General features: G+C 61.7%; 20 protein-coding genes. 7 read left to right on the top strand and 13 right to left on the bottom strand.

Features of this window, described 5'->3' with window-relative positions; translation table 11 throughout:
- Nucleotides 1-1,428: 1,428 nt before the first annotated feature.
- The gene (locus KHO23_RS25475; RefSeq protein ID WP_211614244.1) at nt 1,429-1,731 is read left to right on the top strand and encodes an ArsR/SmtB family transcription factor; all 303 of its coding nucleotides are present in this window, start codon (nt 1,429-1,431) and stop codon (nt 1,729-1,731) included.
- 85 nt (nt 1,732-1,816) lie between these two features.
- Nucleotides 1,817-2,878, top strand: a complete 1,062-nt coding sequence (locus tag KHO23_RS25470; RefSeq protein WP_211614234.1) for an alkene reductase — start codon at nt 1,817-1,819, stop codon at nt 2,876-2,878.
- Between the two features lie 166 nt (nt 2,879-3,044).
- Here KHO23_RS25470 and KHO23_RS25465 read toward each other — a convergent pair whose 3' ends face one another.
- Nucleotides 3,045-3,572 (bottom strand): GNAT family N-acetyltransferase, encoded by a 528-nt coding sequence (locus tag KHO23_RS25465; RefSeq protein WP_211614232.1) that lies wholly within the window; start codon nt 3,570-3,572, stop codon nt 3,045-3,047.
- Nucleotides 3,573-3,707: 135 nt separating this feature from the next.
- Here KHO23_RS25465 and KHO23_RS25460 point away from each other — a divergent pair, with 135 nt between their 5' ends.
- Entirely contained in the window at nt 3,708-4,355 is a 648-nt protein-coding gene (locus tag KHO23_RS25460) for a VTT domain-containing protein (protein ID WP_211614230.1), read from the top strand.
- 16 nt (nt 4,356-4,371) lie between these two features.
- On the opposite strand, the gene KHO23_RS25455 is transcribed toward KHO23_RS25460, so the two are convergent.
- From KHO23_RS25455 to KHO23_RS25400, 12 genes are all read right to left on the bottom strand, one after another.
- A complete protein-coding gene (locus tag KHO23_RS25455) occupies nt 4,372-4,878 on the bottom strand; it encodes an SRPBCC domain-containing protein (protein ID WP_211614228.1) in 507 nt (168 codons plus the stop codon).
- Complete coding sequence (locus KHO23_RS25450) at nt 4,875-5,225, bottom strand: ArsR/SmtB family transcription factor (protein WP_236066991.1); 351 nt, start codon at nt 5,223-5,225, stop codon at nt 4,875-4,877. Before KHO23_RS25450 ends, KHO23_RS25455 begins: the two co-directional genes overlap by 4 nt.
- Nucleotides 5,226-5,229: 4 nt before the next feature.
- The gene (locus tag KHO23_RS25445) at nt 5,230-5,691 is read right to left on the bottom strand and encodes a VOC family protein (protein ID WP_211614227.1); all 462 of its coding nucleotides are present in this window, start codon (nt 5,689-5,691) and stop codon (nt 5,230-5,232) included.
- A gap of 105 nt (nt 5,692-5,796) precedes the next feature.
- On the bottom strand, nt 5,797-6,126 hold the full coding sequence (locus KHO23_RS25440) for a chemotaxis protein CheW (RefSeq protein WP_211614226.1): 330 nt from the start codon (nt 6,124-6,126) through the stop codon (nt 5,797-5,799).
- A 277-nt stretch (nt 6,127-6,403) separates the two neighbouring features.
- Nucleotides 6,404-8,032, bottom strand: coding sequence for a 3-(methylthio)propionyl-CoA ligase (locus tag KHO23_RS25435; RefSeq protein WP_211614225.1), 1,629 nt, complete (start codon nt 8,030-8,032; stop codon nt 6,404-6,406).
- 25 nt (nt 8,033-8,057) lie between these two features.
- Nucleotides 8,058-8,402: a Rieske (2Fe-2S) protein gene (locus KHO23_RS25430; RefSeq protein ID WP_211614224.1), complete on the bottom strand. Its 345-nt coding sequence runs from the start codon at nt 8,400-8,402 to the stop codon at nt 8,058-8,060.
- Nucleotides 8,402-9,127, bottom strand: coding sequence for a DsbA family oxidoreductase (locus tag KHO23_RS25425; RefSeq protein WP_211614223.1), 726 nt, complete (start codon nt 9,125-9,127; stop codon nt 8,402-8,404). The genes KHO23_RS25430 and KHO23_RS25425 overlap by 1 nt, the downstream gene beginning before the upstream one ends.
- A complete protein-coding gene (locus tag KHO23_RS25420; protein WP_211614222.1) occupies nt 9,114-9,674 on the bottom strand; it encodes an RBBP9/YdeN family alpha/beta hydrolase in 561 nt (186 codons plus the stop codon). Before KHO23_RS25420 ends, KHO23_RS25425 begins: the two co-directional genes overlap by 14 nt.
- Before the next feature lie 18 nt (nt 9,675-9,692).
- Nucleotides 9,693-10,541: a TauD/TfdA dioxygenase family protein gene (locus KHO23_RS25415; protein WP_211614220.1), complete on the bottom strand. Its 849-nt coding sequence runs from the start codon at nt 10,539-10,541 to the stop codon at nt 9,693-9,695.
- A 10-nt stretch (nt 10,542-10,551) separates the two neighbouring features.
- A complete protein-coding gene (locus KHO23_RS25410; protein WP_211614218.1) occupies nt 10,552-11,532 on the bottom strand; it encodes a quinone oxidoreductase family protein in 981 nt (326 codons plus the stop codon).
- Between the two features lie 169 nt (nt 11,533-11,701).
- Nucleotides 11,702-13,021 carry an MFS transporter gene (locus tag KHO23_RS25405; RefSeq protein ID WP_211614216.1) on the bottom strand — a complete coding sequence of 440 codons (1,320 nt, stop codon included), beginning with the start codon at nt 13,019-13,021 and terminating at the stop codon, nt 11,702-11,704.
- 153 nt (nt 13,022-13,174) lie between these two features.
- Nucleotides 13,175-14,230: a BKACE family enzyme gene (locus KHO23_RS25400; protein WP_211614214.1), complete on the bottom strand. Its 1,056-nt coding sequence runs from the start codon at nt 14,228-14,230 to the stop codon at nt 13,175-13,177.
- 219 nt (nt 14,231-14,449) lie between these two features.
- Here KHO23_RS25400 and KHO23_RS25395 point away from each other — a divergent pair, with 219 nt between their 5' ends.
- The 4 genes from KHO23_RS25395 to KHO23_RS25380 all read left to right on the top strand — a co-directional run bounded on the left by KHO23_RS25395 (nt 14,450) and on the right by KHO23_RS25380 (nt 19,105).
- Nucleotides 14,450-15,451 (top strand): AraC family transcriptional regulator, encoded by a 1,002-nt coding sequence (locus KHO23_RS25395; protein ID WP_211614212.1) that lies wholly within the window; start codon nt 14,450-14,452, stop codon nt 15,449-15,451.
- Nucleotides 15,452-15,719: 268 nt separating this feature from the next.
- Entirely contained in the window at nt 15,720-16,811 is a 1,092-nt protein-coding gene (locus KHO23_RS25390; RefSeq protein WP_211614210.1) for a YeiH family protein, read from the top strand.
- Nucleotides 16,812-16,837: 26 nt separating this feature from the next.
- On the top strand, nt 16,838-17,728 hold the full coding sequence (locus KHO23_RS25385; protein WP_211614208.1) for a LysR substrate-binding domain-containing protein: 891 nt from the start codon (nt 16,838-16,840) through the stop codon (nt 17,726-17,728).
- A 138-nt stretch (nt 17,729-17,866) separates the two neighbouring features.
- Nucleotides 17,867-19,105, top strand: a complete 1,239-nt coding sequence (locus tag KHO23_RS25380) for a molybdopterin-dependent oxidoreductase (protein ID WP_211614207.1) — start codon at nt 17,867-17,869, stop codon at nt 19,103-19,105.
- The last annotated feature ends 8 nt before the right edge of the window (nt 19,106-19,113 follow it).

The following is a 19,113-nucleotide window of genomic DNA, read 5'->3' as shown; positions in this document are numbered from 1 at the left end:
CCGAGAATATCGATTTCCATGACGAACCTCCCAATGTGGTCTCGTTAAGACGACATTCAGCAGTATCGCGCTTCCCCGAAGGGGCGTCGGGTCCATCTCAGTAAATCAACACCTTGCAGCACCCATGTCGTGGCCCTCCCTGATTCAGGGGCCCGAATATGATCGCGCATTAGCGACCGGAAGCCACGCCGGTACTTGTGCGCAAGCCAATAGTGTCCGCAATCGAAGGGTATGATAGCTCGGACTATCAGGGCCTTCATTTGCATCATTTTTTTGCGTTTTTTCTCAATTCCCTATGCTTCACAAGTCCTCATCCTAAGGAGCGGTTGTGGTCGGTGCCCGCCCGCGGTGCGGCTGAAAACCCCGCCGCGTGCCGGTGCAGTGACTATGATGTAGATGTGGTCCGTGCTAGCGAGACGCGACCGCAAAACGGGGCAAGGCGGGGCTGGCGGGAGACTGGCCGACCGTCCTTGCTCCGCCAGAACCGGGTCCGCGAAGGTGTGGGCCATTTTTTTGCGCCCTTCCAACCCTGATAACGCAGAGGATTTAATAGGCTGATAGGCGAGGTAACTAGTCGGCTCGTGCTTCAAAACTTTTTGGCAAGGTGCCGAGAGACGGATGCACCCGCCCCGGTGCTGACGACATTGGAGTGGCACTCTATATCGTTCAGATCAGAGTCCAACCTAGCTGCAAGCGTCTGACACCTTCGAATGGGTTTGGAGGCCGCTCAATCGGAACAACTCTGTGCGCAGCGACACGTCTGTGCCTGATGCTGCCTACCCCTTAACCGCAAGAATTTGCGAATGCAGTGCTTCTGCGCGGTCGCCATCCTTCGTGCCCCGGCAAATCCCGTAGCCACAACTGCGGCAAGGTCACAGCTTCATCGTGCATTACGTCTAATCTGCTCACGATGCCCACATCCATCCCGCCAGCGGAAAACAGACGTACAGACAGCTTCAGAATCGGGATTCGAGCGCGATCGCCGTGCAAAACGCGCTGATTGAGCGAAAAACAAAGGCAAAATGAAATCATCGCGAACTAGGCTGTCCAGCTTGCCAAGTGCAGACTTAAATATAGGATTCCGAATTTAATTTTGTATTGAAGTCGTGTTTTTTCGCGCTGCGCCTCCCAAGAACCAAAGTTCTTGCTGCCTACCGCCTAGGCCCATCTGCAGGTGATTTCCGAGCAGAATTTCACGTTATGGAATTGGAGCTGCGTTCTTTTTTGTGCGAAATGTGGCCGGTGTGGAAAGTGCAGGCTTATTTGTGCGCCCACAACTATCAACCCCAAAGCCAGTAATGGCTTCAAGCATATCGTAAAATTCCGATATATAATTCGTCTTGTAGCGATGCGGGGCGTGGCCGCTAACCGGCGCCCCACCCGCCCGTTGTTGATGATCTGAAGTTGATGACCCGAAAACCGACCCACATGACGCTCGATATCGACGCGATTCACAAAGCGCTTGCCAACCCCGTACGCAGGGAGATTCTCGGCTGGCTGCGCGAGCCGTATGCGCATTTCGCCGACCAGGACCTGCCGCTCGATCAGGGCGTGTGTGCCGGCAAGATCGACGCGCGCTGCGGCCTGTCGCAGTCCACCGTGTCGGCGCATCTTGCCGCTTTGCAGCGAGCGGGGCTTGTCACGTCCAAGCGGGTCGGTCAATGGGTGTTTTTCAAACGCAATGAGGCCGTCATTCAGGCGTTTCTCGAGTACATGAACACCGGGCTCTGAACGCGTCATCCGCATCGCCGCTCTTCTTTCATCGTGCAGTTTTTTAAGGCTCGGGCCTCGCGCCCGCCACCCAAGGTGAACCTATATGCCGACTCTTTTTGATCCGCTCCAGATTGGCGACATTACGTTGTCGAACCGCATCATCATGGCGCCGCTCACGCGTCAACGCGCTGAAGAAATCCGCGTGCCGAACGCGCTGATGGCGAAGTACTACGCCGAACGCGCTACAGCAGGCCTGATCATCAGCGAAGCGACTTCCGTCACGCCGCAAGGTGTCGGTTACGCCGAAACGCCGGGCATCTGGTCGCAGGAACAGGTGGAAGGCTGGAAGATCGTGACGAACGCCGTGCACGCAGCCGGCGGCAAGATCTTCCTGCAACTGTGGCACGTCGGCCGCATTTCGGACCCGCTGTTTCTGAACGGCGAACTGCCGGTCGCGCCGAGCGCGATCGCAGCACAAGGCCATGTGAGCCTGGTGCGTCCGGAGCGTCCGTACGTCACGCCGCGCGCGCTCGAACTCGACGAAATCGCCGGTGTGGTCGAGGCGTTCCGCAAGGGCGCTGAAAACGCGAAGGCAGCCGGTTTCGACGGCGTGGAAGTCCACGGCGCGAACGGCTATCTGCTCGACCAGTTCCTGCAGGACAGCACCAACAAGCGTACCGACGCTTACGGTGGCCCGATCGAAAACCGCGCCCGGCTGCTGCTCGAAATCACTGACGCGTGTATCGACGTCTGGGGCGCGAACCGCGTCGGCGTGCATCTCGCACCGCGCCGCGACGCACATGCCATGGGCGATTCGGATCCGGCGGCCACTTTCGGTTACGTGGCGCGCGAACTCGGCAAGCGCAAGATTGCGTTCATCGCCGCCCGCGAAGCCCTCGGCGACGACCGCCTCGGCCCGCAACTCAAGAAGGCATTCGGCGGCCCGTACATCGCGAACGAAAAGTTCACCAGGGAAACTGCGCAGCACGTGCTTGACGCGGGTGAAGCGGACGCGGTGGCCTGGGGTCAACTGTTCATCGCGAATCCGGATCTGGTGCGCCGCTTCGAGACCAATGCGCCGTTGAACAAGCCGAATCCGGCAACGTACTATGCGCGCGGCGAAACTGGCTACGTGGATTATCCGACGCTGGAAGCGGTCGAATAAGCCGTTGAAGTTAGCTGGGAAATAACCAGCGCGGCACGCTGCAAGATCACGCGGCGGGTATGACCGGAGCAATGTCCGGCCACACCCGCCGCGTTTCTTTCGTGGGCCGTTACGTACAGCACACACTGCCCGCACGACAATCGATCCAGGCGCCCACGCCCACGTGTCATATCAGGTCACGCCGCATGAACACGCGTTTCGATTCGTCGAGGCCGCGCGCGATATGCGCTTCGCGCCGCGCGATCAGCACCGCATCGAGATCGGCCTCTTCGATATCGCAAAAGCCGAGCCGCCGATAATACGGCGCGTTCCACGGCACCTCGCGAAACGTCGACAACGTAAGTTGCATAACCTGTTGCGCACGAGCGAGTTGCGCGACCTGCTCGATCAGCGCCGCGCCAATGCGCTGCCCGGCATGCGACGTCTGCACGTCGAGCTCCTGAATGTAGAAACTCGTGGGCTGGGGCTCGAACATGAGGAACCCCACACAAGTCTCATCGGCATCCACGGCGACGACGATCTCCCTCGCGTCGATCTTGCGCCTGACGAGCTCCAGCTCCATTGGCGATGCATCGGCGATACCCGTCATGCCGACGCTGACAAAACGCTGACCGGCCTCGAATTCGATCGTACGGATCATGTCCGCATCGTGCGGCGCGGCAAGGCGGAAGGTGATAATTGAAGTGTGGTGCATACGCGTTTCGTAGGTTTTATCAGGTGCGAATCTGAACGGCACGCCTCGATATTGACATCGCCACGGTGAATTTAACAAGTGCCCGCCCCGCCACAGGACTAAACTGCTGAACACTTCAATCTCTTTCGAACCAAGATGGATTTCATGCATGTGCTGCAGGTCGCCCTGCACTTCGATCAGCACCTGAGCAGTTTGATCGTGCAATACGGCACCGCCGTCTACGCGATGCTGTTTCTCGTGGTGTTCGTCGAGATCGGCTTTCTGCCGTTATTCTTTCTGCCTGGCGACCCGCTGATTTTCATTTGCGGCGGTCTCGCCGCCACCGGCGCGCTGAACGTGTGGCTTGTGATCCCCGTGCTGTTCGCCGCCACCGTGGCCGGCAGCATCGTCGACTATGCGATCGGCCGCGCGATCGGCGAAAAGGTCTATACCGCGGACTATCGCTGGCTCGACAAGAATGCACTGCGTAAAGCGCATGCGTTTTACGAAGCACGCGGCGGCCTGACCTTTCTGCTGTCGCCGTTCATTGCCGTCGTGCGCACGTTCGCGCCGTTCGTCGCGGGCGTTTCGCGCATGACGTTTGCACGCTTCGTGTCGTTCGTCACGGCCGGCGCGGCGCTGTGGATCGTCTCGCTGGTGGCGGCCGGCTATCTGTTCGGTAACGTGCCGCTGGTGCGCGATCATATGAGTTCGATCGTGCTGCTGGGTGTCTCGCTCGGTGTAGGTTCGCTGCTGGTGAGCGCTGTTTGGCGCTTCGTCAACCGAAGGTTGCGCGCTCATTGAACCGAAGGTTGCGCGCTCACTGATCCGGAGATCGCGCGCTCACTTCAGTACGCAGAGACGCCAGCAACACCTGCCACCATTCACCGTGCCGCAGCAAAAAGACACGCTCGGGGAAATGATGACGCGCCACGTGATCCTGCGGCACCGTATCCCAGCCGCGATGTTCGACCGTCACGCGCGTTTCGTCGCCCACTGCTTCGAAACGCACGTCGACATGCGTGTGCTGCGCATCGGTGAAACTGGCCTGATGCCACCCGAATGCCAGACGCTCCCCCGGCTCCCAGACCGTGACGCGGCCGATCTCGAAGACGCTGCCGTCCGCCTGCGTTTCGATGAGGCGTGCATATTTCCCGGGCGCGAGGGACTCCGCGGCCCGCTCGAACGACAGCACGCCCGCGCCTCGCGGCGTGAACTGAAATAGCCCGTTCGGCCGCCACCATGTGCCGATCTCGCGCGTGAACACATCGAATGCGCGCAGCGGCGTTGCCGCCACACGTAGCGACACTTGCACGCGAGAACTCATTCCTGTTGCTCCAGGTGCGCCTTGAACGACAGCAATTGCTCGGACCACAACGCTTCGGTCTGTTCGAGCCATGCCTTGAGTTCGCTCATCGGCGCCGATCTCAGCACGTAGAGGCGCACGCGCGCGTCGACGCCGTCGTGCGACTCTTCGATAAGCTCGCTCGAACGCAGCACCCGCAAATGCCGGCTCATTGCCTGCGGCGAAAGACCGGTGGCTTGCGCGAGTTCGCCCGCGCGCATGGGCCGTTGACTGAGCAGATCGACCACCTGCCGCCGGTTCGGATCGGCTAACGCGGCCAGCGTGCGATCGAGCGAGACGCTGGCGGGCAGCCCCATCGGCTTACCCATCGGTCTACACCCATCCTTCGATTTTCAGGCCGCTCACGCGTTCGGCTTCCTCGCGCGACACCTCGCGAACCGTCTGGCCAAAACTCCACACGTGCCCTTCCGGATCGCGAGCCGCGTAGACGCGGTCGCCGTAAAACTGATCCGCCGGCTCGCGCGTAATCACAGCGCCCGCGGCGCGCGCGCGGGCGCAATGTTTGTCGATCCCCTCGCGCAATTGCACGTGCACCGATTGCGTATTCTTGCCGCCGATCGAAGCCGGGCTCGCCGCGTCTTCCGACCATTCGCGGCAGATCATCACGTAGCTGTCGCCAAAACGCATTTCCGAGTGACCCAACTGGCCGTCGCTATCCGTGACCACCATCTGGCGCTCGAAGCCGAATGCTTTCTCGAGCCAGTCGAGCGCGGCAAACGGATCCTTGTAATACACCGATGCACCCAGCGAAGGACGATGAAACGCTTCGTTCATGATTGCCTCCTTTTATAAACCTTCCGGTTGATATTTAACACTATAGTTAAACAAATCGGAAAGGCAAGGAGCGAACGATAGGGTTTTGTTTGCCCGCCGCGCCGCTCAAGCCTCGGCAGGCTCAGCCGCCGCCCGCTCGCACGGTGTGGCCAGATCGATCAGCATCAAGGTGCCGCGGCCGGGCAATTCGACCGCCTCGGTCATGCCATTGCCCCAGCCGTTGCCGAGTTGTCGCGTCAGCATGGCGGGCACCGGAATACGGCTCGCGGCGTCGATGGTCACGATGTTGTCGACCGCATTGACGACAAGGCCGTACTTTTCATCGCGATGCTCGACGATCAGCATCTTCGCCTGCGTCAGATCTTCATACGGCGGCATGCCGTACATCGTGCGGACGTCGATCACCGTCAGCAGTTCGCGGCGCAGATGCAGCACGCCGCCTCCACTTTCGATAGCGAAGGTCAGGTCATGCTCTCTCTCAGGTTATTTAGTTAATAGGCCGTGGCAGGCAGGCGCCTCCCTGCGGACGATCTTGACGTCGCCGCCTGGCACCTGACTGACACTGCACGAGGTATATCGGCCAACCCGGACGCAAACTTGACACAGGGACTAACCCTGAATTTCAGGTCGGTATGTTCGTTAGCTTGGACACACCGGGTAGAAGTTGATGGTCTTCGACTGAATCAAGCCGTCGTAACGCTGACTACCTGCATCAGGCCTTCAGGTAGTAGTCGCAGAACTGCTCCCTTAACTGGTTCTTGAGCACCTTACCGGTTGCGCCGAGCGGAACGGCGTCGACAAATACAATGGCATCGGGTTTCCACCACTTCGCCACCCGGCCGTCAAAAAATTCGAATAGTTCGTCGCTTTCAAGCACGGCTTCCGGCTTCTTCACGATCAACAGCAACGGGCGCTCGTCCCATTTCGGATGCCTTGCGGCAATGCAGACTGCGCTCGCCACCGCCGGGTGCAGGCACGCCACGTTCTCGATGTCGATCGAGCTGATCCATTCGCCGCCTGACTTGATGACGTCTTTGCTGCGGTCGGTGATCTGCATGAAGCCATCGGGATCGATCTTCGCCACGTCACCAGTCGGAAACCAGCCGTCGCATAGCGGCGACGCCTCTTCGCCGCCGAAATATCCGGACGTCACCCACGGTCCGCGCACCTGCAGATCGCCGGCCACCTGACCGTCCCATGACAACGCCTGGCCGTCCGGGCCCACGATTCGCATGTCGATGCCGAATACGGCCCGGCCCTGCTTTGCCTGGATGGCATAGCGCTGGTGTGCCGGCAGTGACAGGTGGTGCCCTTTGAAACTGCACACGGTGCCTACCGGGCTCAGCTCTGTCATCCCCCATGCATGGAGGACGTCGACGTAGTAACGCTCCTGGAATTCCGCGGTCATGGCCGTCGGGCATGGCGCACCGCCCACGATGGTGCGACGCATGGACGTAAACGTCGTGCCGCGCTCGGCCACATGTCGAAGCAGCCCCTGCCAGACGGTCGGCACACCGGCGGATAGCGTGACCTGTTCCGCCTCGATCAGCTCATAGAGCGATTTTCCGTCGAGCGAGGAACCCGGGAACACAAGTTTGGCGCCAACCATGCATGCGATATAGGGTAGGCCCCACGCGTTCACATGGAACATGGGGACGACCGGCAGGATCACATCGCGCGCCGAGCAGTTCAGCGAGTCGGGCAGCGCCGCCGCATAGGTGTGCAGAATCGTTGAGCGATGGCTATACAACACGCCTTTCGGATTGCCGGTGGTGCCTGACGTGTAGCACAACGACGACGCATCGTTCTCGTCGAGAAGCGGCCACGCAAAGTCGTCGCCGTGACCGTCAATGAGGTCTTCGTAGCACAACAGCATGATCGGCAGATCGTGCTTCGCCGGCATGTTGGCCCGATCGGTCATCGCGACGAATACTTTCGGGCTCCTGATACGCGATGCAACGGACTCGATCAGCGGCAGGAAGGTCAAGTCGAAAAAGATGGCCCGATCGTCAGCATGATCGATGATATAGGCAAGCTGATCGACATGTAGCCGGGGGTTCAGCGTATGCAGTACGGCACCGGACCCCGACACCGCAAAGTACAGCTCCATGTGGCGGTAGCCGTTCCATGCCAGCGTACCGACGCGTTCGCCGTGGCCGATCCCCAGACCCGCGAGCGTATTGGCGAGCTTTCGGGCGCGTTGCGCAAGATCGCGATAGCGATATCGGTGAATGTCGCCTTCGACCCGTCGCGACACAATTTCCTGCTCGCCATGATGCCGCTCGGCGTGGGTCAGGAGCGACGAGACCAGCAGCGGTTGCTGCATCATCAATCCATTCATGGTTACCTTCCTGATTTTTCCAGATTCAGCCTGGCTGCGTGTGACACGGACCTGCCGGGGCGTCGTCGACGGTGAGTTCGAGCGTGCCGGCGATGTTCTGGATGGGAAACGTTGTCAGACTCAAACCGCCTTTTCCCGGCATGCAACCGGTCGCGACGTCAAAACGAAGACCGTGGGCGGGGCAGCGAATCATGCGCCCTTCGAGCTGGCCGCCGGCAAGTGATGCACCGTTATGCGGACAAGAGTTTTCGACGGCGCAGAGTGCTCCTTCGATGTTGAAGACCACGATGCTGCGGCCGTCGACGAAGACGAGCTTGCGCTGTCCTGGCGCGAGTTCATCGGCCGAACCGGCCGGTATCTGGCATGACATTATCTGTTCTCCTGAACACCGATCGACCGCAACACGGCATCCACGATCGCGCCCGGCGAGTATGCCCCGGACAGCGACAGCGCCGAATTGACCACGAAATGCGGCACACCCCTGACGTCGTGAGCCTGCGGCGAACGCGGTAACGCCACGTTGTCTTCCTGCCTCGACGTCGTGAGATGGTCAGCCAGGCCCACGGCGTCGAGACCGCACGCAAGGCCGATTCGTTCAAGCACGTCCGGGTTGCCGATGTCTTCGCCGTCCATGAAATAGCCGGTGAACAGCCGGTCGATCAACAACGAGGATTGATTTGCCGCGTCTGCGCTTGTGGCTGCGGCCCAGGCAAAGAGCCGGTGCGCTGCCCGCGTGTTGGGCATCACCTCGATCCTGTCAAACGCCAATTCGATGCCCGCTGCGCGAGCAGCCTCCTGAACCTGCGCGCGCCGCGCCGCGACCGCATCCGGGCTCCCCAGACGGGCCACATAGAACGCCTGATAAGGGACGCCGCCAACCGGCGTGCCGGGCAGCAACTGATGCGAGTGCCATCGCACCTTGACACTGACGTCCGGGCGCAAGCTGGCGAGTCGACTGACGGCCGCATCGAGATTGCGCTTGCCAATCAGGCACCACGGGCAGATAAAGTCGAAGTGGACATCGACCGTTACCAAGGTATCCTTATTGACTGCCGTGCCCTTCTCCGTTGTGCCGTTCATGTCAGAGAAGCTCACGAATCAGGGTCTCCGCCTGCGGCCACTCGCCGTAACCGGCGGCGGGATTCAGGTGCCCAACTTCGCCGAGGTCGACGAGACGGCTGCCCCATTGCGCTGCCATGTTGGCGGCGCGATCAAACGCCGCGAGCGGATCGTTGCGGCTGGCGCCGAGAATGCTCGGGAACGGCAACGGTTTACGCGGGCACGGCAACCACCCGTTCTCCTGGAGTGCGTCGAGCGCCGGATAACCGGCGGGCATCGGCACTTCCAGGTCCGCCGGCGTGGCCAGCAGCGCGCCCTGGATCGGGCGGTTGTGGTGCTGCGCCCAATGCACGGTAATCATGACGCCGGCGCTGTGAGCGACCAGGACGATCGGGCCATCGATCTTCGCGATGGCCTCGTTAAGCGCCGCGACGCGCGCCGCGCAGCTGAGCTTGTCGTGCTCGAGCGGCGGCACCGAAGCCACTTTGGAAAGACGAGCTTGCAGCAGGGTCTGCCAGTGTTCGGCCACATGGTCACGCAGGCCGGGCACGATTAGCACGGTAGGCGCTGTTTTGAGAGTCACGACGCTGATTCCTTCAGGTTAGTACGGACGGTCGCCAACAATTCCGGCTCGCTCCATCTTGCGATGGCACGGCGCGTAATCCATCACCGCGTAGTGCTGCGTGCTGCGGTTATCCCAGATCGCGATGCTGTTCGGCTTCCAGCGCCAGCGCACCTGGTACTCCGGGATATACGCCTGGCTGATCAGATAACGGAGCAGGTCGGACGCGCCCGGATTGGCGTCCTGGCCGAAGCGCACGCGCGCCGGCGTGTGGTAGTTCGAGAAGTGCGTCGTGAACGCATTGACAAACAGCACTTTCTCGCCGGTCTCAGGGTGCGTGCGCACGACCGGATGCTCCGCATCGGGAAATTGAGCTTTCAACGCAAGCCGCTTCTCGATCGGCATCGCCGCGCCAAAACTCGCCTCGATACTGTGGCGTGCGCGCAGCTCCGCGATCTGTTCCTTCACGTGCGCGGGCAGGTTCTCGTACGCAAGCACCATGTTCGCCCACATTGTGTCGCCGCCGACCGGCGGGCATTCCACGCATCGCAGCACCGCGCCAAACTGGGGCGCCTCCCGCCACGTGGCGTCCGAATGCCACGCGTTTTCGTAGCGGTCGTTGGGCTGGTCCGGCGACTTGTAGATACGCACGAGGCCTGGATGCTCAGGATCGCTGCCCGCGACCGGGTGATCTTCCAGTTCGCCGAAGCGGCGCGCGAAGCCAACATGGTCAGCACGGCTAATGTCCTGATCGCGGAGGAACAGCACGCGATGCATGAGCAGGGCCGCCCGGATTTCGGCGAACAGGCCATCGTCGTGGATCGCGTCGGCGAGCTGGACGCCCACCAGTTCGGCGCCAATGGCGTTGGTAAGTTGTTCGACACGCATGGCGCCCTCCTTAGATGACGAAGACCGACGAGCCGGTCGTCTTGCGCGTTTCGAGATCGCGATGCGCTTGCCCGGCATCCTCGAGCGCATAGCGCTGATTGATCTCAATCTTGATGCGGCCGGCCGCGACGTGGCCGAACAGTTCCCCGGCCAGGTCCGCTTTTTCAGCGGGGTCGGCGATATAGTCGGCGAGCGCGGGACGGGTCAGATACGGCGATCCTTTCATGGCCAGGATCTGCGGATTGAATGCCGGAATAGGCCCCGACGCCGTGCCGACGCAAACAATCAGGCCGCGGCGCTTGACCGAATCCAGCGTGGCTTCGAAGGTGTCCTTGCCGACACTGTCGAACACCACATTGACCCCGACACCATCGGTCAGTTCGCGCACGCGCCCGGCCACATTTTCATGGCTGTAGTTGATGGTGTGGTCGCAACCGTGCGCGCGAGCGACTTCCGCCTTCGCGTCGCTCGACACGGTGCCGATCACCGTGAGTCCGAGCAGCTTGGCCCATTGTGAGACGATCAGCCCCACACCCCCCGCGGCAGCATGCAGCAGAATCGTGTTGCCGGGTTTGAAATCGTAGATGCGCCGCATCAGATACGACGAGGTCAGGCCGCGCATGGTCATGGCTGCGGCCGTCTCGCAAGCGATGCCTTCAGGCAGCTTGATCAGCGGTGCGGCAGGACAAAGGCGCTCCGTGCTGTAGGCGCCCAGCGTGTTGATAAAACCCGTGTAGGTGACACGATCACCCACCGCAACGTTCGTCACGCCCTCGCCCAGTGCTTCGACCACACCGGCTGCCTCGACGCCCATGCCGGCAGGCAGCGGAACCGGGTACAGTCCCGAGCGGAAATAAGTGTCCGCGAAATTCAGGCCGACTGCCTCATGGCGCAGGCGAACCTGCCCCGGGCCCGGATCGCCTACTTCAACGTCCTCGTAGCGCAGGACCTCAGGGCCACCGGTTTCATGAAAGCGAACTGCTTTCGCCATGATTCGTTCTCCAGGTTGTTTCTCGAATTACAGTAAGGGAATCCGCCTGCCGGGGGACCTTCGGGTCCCGCCGCAGGCGTCGATTGCCACGTGATGTCCAGGTACTGCTTTGCCCCGTCCGCGCCGTCGCTTCACCAGGCAGACGGTACGGCAGGCGCGAGTAAGCCGCTCAGAGCGTGGCCTGCTCGCGCAGTCCATTCACCAGGTCAAGGTCGCGCTTATAGCTGCGACGACCGATGGCGAATGCAACCGCCGCGAGCAACGGCGCAAACGGGACCAGTTGCAAGGCGCCGAGCAGGCCGATCCGGTCCGCGATGACGCCCGTGAGAATAGCCGCAGGCGCCAGCCCCAACAGGTTGTTGGCCAGCGTCAGGGTGGCGAATGCCGACGCGTGGATCGACGGCGGGGTAAGGTTCGCCACCATGGCACCCGAAGGCCCCGTCGCGCCGGCACAGAAGAACATGCCGCAACCGATCAGGACGAGCTGCAACGGGCCGGCCGGCAGATGAAAAGCGATGCCGAGCAGGACGCAGCACAACAGGCAGTACACGATCGCGGTCAGCCACTTTCTTTGTACAACCTTCCTGTTGAGACGGTCGGAGAGGCTTCCGCACGCGATCATGCCAAGGCCGGTCACGAGCACGAACACCGCGCCATGCACCGCCGCTTTGCCAGGCGCCATGCCGTAATAGCGGTTGAGAAAGCTCGGCATCCAGGACCACACGGCCGCCGGGACGAGCAGATGAATACCGCTGCCCACGTAGGCGCACACGACAGACTTCGTGGAAAACAGCCCCTTCATCAATGCACGAAAGCTCATGCGCACGCCAAGGTTTCGCTTCTGCCCGACGCTCTCCGGTTGCAGCGAAGCCAGCCGTTTCTCCGTGACAACACAACGGTAAATCACAACGAGTGCGATGCCGACGCAAGCCATTGCGCCGAACGACCAGCGCCATCCAAGACGGCTCGCGACCGCGCCGCCCAGCGCCATGCCCATCACGGAGCCAAACGCCCCGCCTGCCATGAAGGTGGCGGTGAGCGTGGCGCGCAGACGCGCCGGAAAAATGCTCAGCACGAGCGCAATGCCCACACTGCCGTAGGCCGCCTCGCCAATACCGACGCAAGCACGCGCGAGCAACATCTCCCCGTAGGTGGTCGAGATGGCGCATCCGAGCGTTGCGAGACTCCACAGCGCCGCCATCAGTACGATGCTCTTTACGCGGCCCCAGCGATCCGCGAGAACCGAAAGCGGAAAGGTCAGCAGGCCAACCATGAGTGCCACCACGCTGCTGAGCGAGCCGAGCTTCGTGTCGGAGAGGTCCCACGTCGACTTGATAAACGGAAAGACCGCGTTCAGTACCTGGCGCGACATATAGTCGGAAAGCAGCAAACCGACCGTGAGCGCGCATACCACCCACGCGTAGGCGGGGATGTCCGATTGCGTCGCCGAAACATTGCCCGTTGTGGGCTCAGCATGCTGTAAAAGCATTGTGTCTCCTTCTCGTGTGGCGCGTCCGGCTCCCCTTTTCCGTATCGGACAAAAGGGGCCGATCTGTGTGCCGCTCCCCGGCAGCGAGCCAGGGGCCTCCTCCTTCAACCGCCATCGGCACGCGATGTCGTGCCGATGGCGAGTACCGCTTTGTTACGCCGCGCGCAGCGGCAGGTTCTTCACGCCTGCCTTGCGATTCGGTGCCATGCCGTTGGCCGCGAGTGTCTCGTCGACCGTCTTGTACTGCACACCGATCTTATAGATCTCGCGCGCTTCCTTGCCGCTCGCGATCTCACGACCCAGTTCGCGGGCCACGCGCACGCACTGCTCGATCTGCTGCACCGAGGTCATGCGCTTGCCGTGCTGGTCGATGATCGTATCTTCGATGCCGCAGCGCGGGTGCAGGCCCATGGCCATCGCCATCATGTTGAACGGCAGGACGTTCTTCAGCAGCGACTCGGCCGTCACCGTGCCGCCGTCCGGCGCACGGTGGATGAAGTTGAAGAAGTTGTGCGGGTTCGGACCGTCGAAGCCGCCGCCGATGCCGATCCAGGTCAGGTTCAGCGGCCCCTTGTAGACGCCCTTGCGCACCAGGCGATCGAGCGTTTCGAGCGCGTGAATACCGGTGAGCTGGAAGTGCGGCTGGATGCCCGAGGCTTGCAAACGGCGCAGGTGCTCCTCGACCCAGGCCGGACCCGCGGGCACCGTCATTTCGCTGTAGGCAGCCATGAGCGCGGGATTGGCCAGCGACGTGCCTTCCAGGTACGCCGGATAGAGCAACTCCATGATGTTCATTTGCGTGGTGTTGATCGCGACCGTCACCTGATCGGGCTTCGGGTCGAGATCGGCCAGCATGTGACGCGTGTCGTCGGACAGCCACTTCGCGGCCTGGCCGTCGTCTTCCGGAGCAAACGAGATCGAGCCGCCCACCTGGATGATCATGTCCGGCACGGCCGCGCGCACGCCGGCGATCAGTTCGTTGAACTTCGACAGGCGCTTCGAGCCCTTGCCGTCCAGTTCGCGCACGTGCAGGTGCAGCACGGTCGCGCCGGCGTTGTAGCAGTCGACAGCCTTCTGAATCTGCTCATCCATCGTCACCGGAATATCTTCAGGAAAGTCTTCCGGCATCCATTCCGGGCCGTACGGTGCGGTTGTGATGACTACCTTGTCCTGATTCTCCGGGTGCAGCGAGTCGTCGAGAAATTGCATCGTTTCCTCCAGAAATAATTGGATGTTTTACCGCCGCGTCAGGCACGTATCGGTGCGACGGGGGATGAGTCAGTGAGGCGAAGATACGGCAATCCGCTAATACGGATTTCGTTTTCGGTGACATTGTTTTATGATTTGACGACACTGCGCGTTAACACTGATGCCGCGACTGATCCCACGTGAAGGTGTTTCACGCGCGAGAACAACGAAGGAGACCGGATGCAAAGCATGGTGAGATCGTCAACGCTGCACGGGTATTTCGACGTTGCGAGAAGCCTGGGCCTCAATCCGTACGAACTCGTGCAGGAGGTCGGTCTCGACGCCGTGGCACTGGCGAACCCCGATGAGCGGATCCCGGCCGACGGCGCCTGCCGCCTGCTCGAAGCCACAGCAGAGAAAGCGTCGTGTGCGACGCTCGGGTTGCAGATCGCGCAGACCCGCCAGCAGTTCGGCAGTGGCGTCGTCAACGTTCTGCTCGCCCACAAACGCACGCTCCGTGAGGTGCTGCTGGCCGCTGCGCAGTACCGCTATCTGCTCAACGAAGCGCTGGGTGTGTACGTCGAAACGACGGGCGACACGGTAACGATCCGCGAAGAGATCGTCGCCGAACCGGGCACCCGGACCGTCCAGGCGATCGAACTGGCCGTCGGCGTGCTGTCGCGCCATTCCAGCGCGCTCCTCGGCGCTCACTGGAAACCGCATAGCGTGCATTTCACCCATTCGGCGCCACCCGACCTCACCCTTCATCGCCGGTTCTTCGGCTGTCCGGTCACATTCGAAAGCGACTTCAACGGATTCGTTTGTGCCGCAGCGGACCTCGATTATCCGAATCCGAATGCCGACCCCGTGCTGGTCCGTTATGCGGAAAGTCTCGCCAATCCGCTAAACGACACGGCGGCGGATTCAATTGCGCTGGAGGTGCGCAAAACGATTTATCTGCTATTGCCCCTCAGTCAGGCTTCCATCGAACTGGTGGCGCGGCAGCTGAATCTGACGGTGCGCACGCTGCAGCGCCAGCTTGATGCAACCGGCTCCAGTTTCTCGGGCATCGTTGAAGAAGTGCGGCGCGATCTTGCCGTGCGCTATCTGCTCAACCCACGCTATCCGATCGGGCGGGTCGCGGCCCTCCTGGGCTACACCAACCAGGGGGCGTTTACGGTCTGGTTCCAGAAACGATTTCAGATGACGCCCAGTGAGTGGCGCGGCCGCCACCGAAAGTGAACAGGCGCAGACTCGTGACGGCATATGCGGCCATAGCAGGTCCCGCATAGGTACGCCGGCACAGCGCAAACGGCATGGCTGCCGGAATGGACACCCGTTGCGCCGTCCGGGCGTCTCAGCCATTTGGGCTTCGATCCGAATGCCTAGCCGCCATTTCGAGCATCGTTCTATATAACCGATCAATTCGTTCTATATTCCGCGTTGGAATATAGAACCGGTCGTCGCGATAATCGCTGCTTTTTCGGCTTACCGAAATTCAGAGAACGCGATGTCGACCCCACTCGAACCTCATGCATTAGCCGGAAGGCGCCCGGTCGGCTCCAGCACCCTGGCCTGGGTGCGAGCCCATGCGCCAGGCGTTGCCCTATGTATTGCCGTCACACTGGCCGCTTTCGCGTTGCAACTGGCTGAGGAACGGCTGTTCGGGCACGCCTGGCTGGAAGCATTGGTCCTCGCCATCCTGATCGGCACAGCAGTGCGAAGTGTCTGGAAGCCAGCCCCTTACTGGCACGCCGGGATCAATTTCAGCGCCAAAACTTTGCTGGAAATTGCCGTGGTCCTGCTGGGCGCCTCGCTCAGCACCCAGACCCTCAAGGCGGCCGGGGTGGGACTGCTGGCAGGCATCGTGGCCGTCGTCGGGGTGGCCATCGTGGTCAGCTACGGTACCGGGCGCCTCCTTGGTTTGCACCATCGGATGGCCTTGCTGGTCGCGTGCGGCAACTCGATCTGCGGCAACTCGGCGATCGCCGCCGTGGCTCCCGTGATCGAGGCCCATAGTGATGACGTGGCCGCGTCGATTGCCTTTACCGCCGTGCTGGGCGTCATCGTCGTGCTCGGACTGCCGCTGCTGGTTCCTGTCCTGCACCTTAGCAACCTGCAATACGGCGTACTGGCCGGCCTGACTGTCTACGCAGTGCCGCAGGTGCTGGCGGCAACGATCCCTGTCTCGGCGCTCAGCGCCCATCTCGGAACGTTGGTCAAACTGGTCCGCGTGTTGATGCTCGGCCCCGTGATCCTCGTCCTCTCAATCGGCTCGCGTCGTGGCGCGGGTGCTGCTGGATTGCCGGGTGCGCCGAAGGTAACGCGTCTCGCCTGGCACAAGGTCGTGCCCTGGTTCATTCTTGGCTTCCTGGCGCTGGTCGCCCTCCGTTCGGCCAATATCGTTCCGAGCGCAGCGTTAGCGCCGATCAGCAGTACGGCGAACGTGTTGACGATACTTTCGATGGCGGCACTGGGTCTGGGCGTCGACGTGCGAATGGTCGCCAAAGCCGGCCCCCGTGTGACACTCGCGGTGGTACTGTCGATCATCGCCCTCGTGCTCATCAGCCTCGTGCTGATTCGCGTGCTGGGCATGGCTTAAAAAGGGTTTGAGGTCCGCGGAAAAACATGACGCTCGATCAACTTCGTATCTTTGTTGCGGTTGCGGAGCAGCAGCATGTGACGCGTGCGGCCGATGTACTGGCGCTTTCGCAGTCGGCGGTGAGCAGCTCGATCGCCGCCCTCGAAGCGCAGTACGACGTCAAGCTGTTCCACCGGATTCGCCGGAATATTGTGCTGACCGACGCCGGCCAGCGGTTTCTCTGTGAAGCGCGCGCGGTACTCGCCCGTGCGTCGTCGGCCGGGAATATGCTGGCCGATCTGGCCGGATTGCGGCGCGGTGCACTATCGCTTGCGGCGAGTCAGACGGTCGCAAATTACTGGATACCGAAGGTGATGCAACGCTTCCATGCGGCCCACCCCGGCGTTTCGCTCAAGCTCTCGATCACGAATACCGGACAAGTCGTCCGGCAGGTCGCCGAGGGCGCCGTCGATCTGGGTTTCGTGGAAGACCAGGTGGACGCCGACGGTCTCGACGTGCGCGCGGTCGCCCAGGATGAACTGGTGCTGGTGGTCGCCCCCAGCCACCCTTGGGCCCATCTCGATTCGACGGCTGGCGGTATTGTCGACTTGCGCGATAGCGCCTGGGTGCTGCGTGAGCCGGAATCGGGTACGCGCGGGATCTTCGAAAAGATGGTGCGAGGCTTAGGAGGCGATCCCTCTCAGTTCGAGATCGCGCTGGAGCTTCCGTCGAACGAAGCAGTACGCTCCGCGGTCGAGGCTGGCGCCGGCGCGACCGTGATGTCTCGTCTGGTCGCGGCTTCCTCACTCAGTGCCGGAACGCTGACCGCACTGCATTGGCCTCTGCCGTCGCGCGATTTCCTGATGCTGCGTCACCAGCAGCGTTATGTGACGGAGGCAATGCGCGTGTTCTTCGAAATGGCGTCGGAGATGGCGTAGGAGAACGCCTGCTAGCCAGGATGGCGAGTCAAGGCAGGCGATGTAACGCGACGCCGCGGAAACAATCGGGCGCTTCAGCGGTACCGGCCTGCTTATGTGTATGCTTTAACAAAAAAAATGAACTTGAGGGAGACAACCATGAAGAGCAATTCCCACGACGTGGACGCGCGCCGGCGCACGATGCTTCGCGGTCTTGCCGCGGGCGGTCTCGCCGGCACGATGGCCGGCTGGAACCCCAGCGCGTGGTCGGCGCAAACCGTCAACCTGCCATTCGCCGGCGGCGAGCGCGACTTGACGAGCGCGTTTCCGCAGAAAGGCGAGATGCTGCTACTGCGAACCCGTCCGCCGTTGCTCGAAACGCCGTTCGCGGTCTTCGATCGAGGCGTGTTCACGCCTAACGACCAGTTTTTCGTGCGCTGGCATCTCGCCGATATTCCTACGAAGATCGACGGCGCCGCATTTCGCCTGAACGTTCACGGACAGATCGAACGATCGCTCAGCCTGAGCCTGACCGACCTGCGGACCCAGTTCGAACCGGTTGAACTGGCGGCAGTGAACCAGTGCTCCGGCAACTCGCGAGGATTCTTCGATCAGCGCGTGGCAGGCGCTCAATGGGGCAACGGCGCGATGGGCAATGCGTTGTGGACCGGTGTCCGTCTGCGCGATATCCTGGCGCGCGCGGGTCTTAAGGGCAGCGCCGTGCAGGCCCGCTTTAATGGGCTCGACGCAGGGGTCCTCCCGGGAACGCCGAAATTCATGAAGTCGCTCGACATCGACCATGCGCGCGATGGCGAAGTGATGATCGCCTATGCGATGAACGGTCAGCCATTACCGCTGCTAAACGGCTTTCCGCTGCGCCTGATTGTGCCCGGCTGGTATTCGACCTACTGGGTGAAAATGCTCAACGATATCGAGGTGCTGGATCACCCGGACGACAACTTCTGGATGTCAAAGGCCTACCTGATCCCGGATACGCCCCAAGCCAACATCGCGCCGGGCCAAACCGGCGTCAAGATGGTGCCGATCAACCGGATGGTCCCACGCTCGTTTGCCACCAATCTCACGAACGGCCAGAATGTGGCCGCCGGCAAGCCGCTAACCGTGCGCGGCATCGCCTTCGGTGGAGACACCGGCGTGCGCGACGTCAGCGTGTCGTCTGACGGCGGCACGACCTGGGCGGCCACGCGTCTTGGCCACGATCATGGCAAATACAGCTTCAGGCAATGGGAAACGCACGTGATGCCGAACGCCGGTCCCCTGGTGCTGAAAATCAAGGCGACGAACACCGCGGGGGTCGTGCAGCCGGATACCGCAAACTGGAACACTGGGGGCTTCATGCGCAACGTTGTCGAATCCATCGCGCTGATGGCTTCCTGAGGAGCGGA

It is taken from the genome of Paraburkholderia haematera, from assembly GCF_905220975.1.
Taxonomy (GTDB): domain Bacteria; phylum Pseudomonadota; class Gammaproteobacteria; order Burkholderiales; family Burkholderiaceae; genus Paraburkholderia; species Paraburkholderia haematera.
Note: the sequence above shows the minus strand (reverse complement) of the source record. Positions and strands in the feature narration are given on the sequence as shown.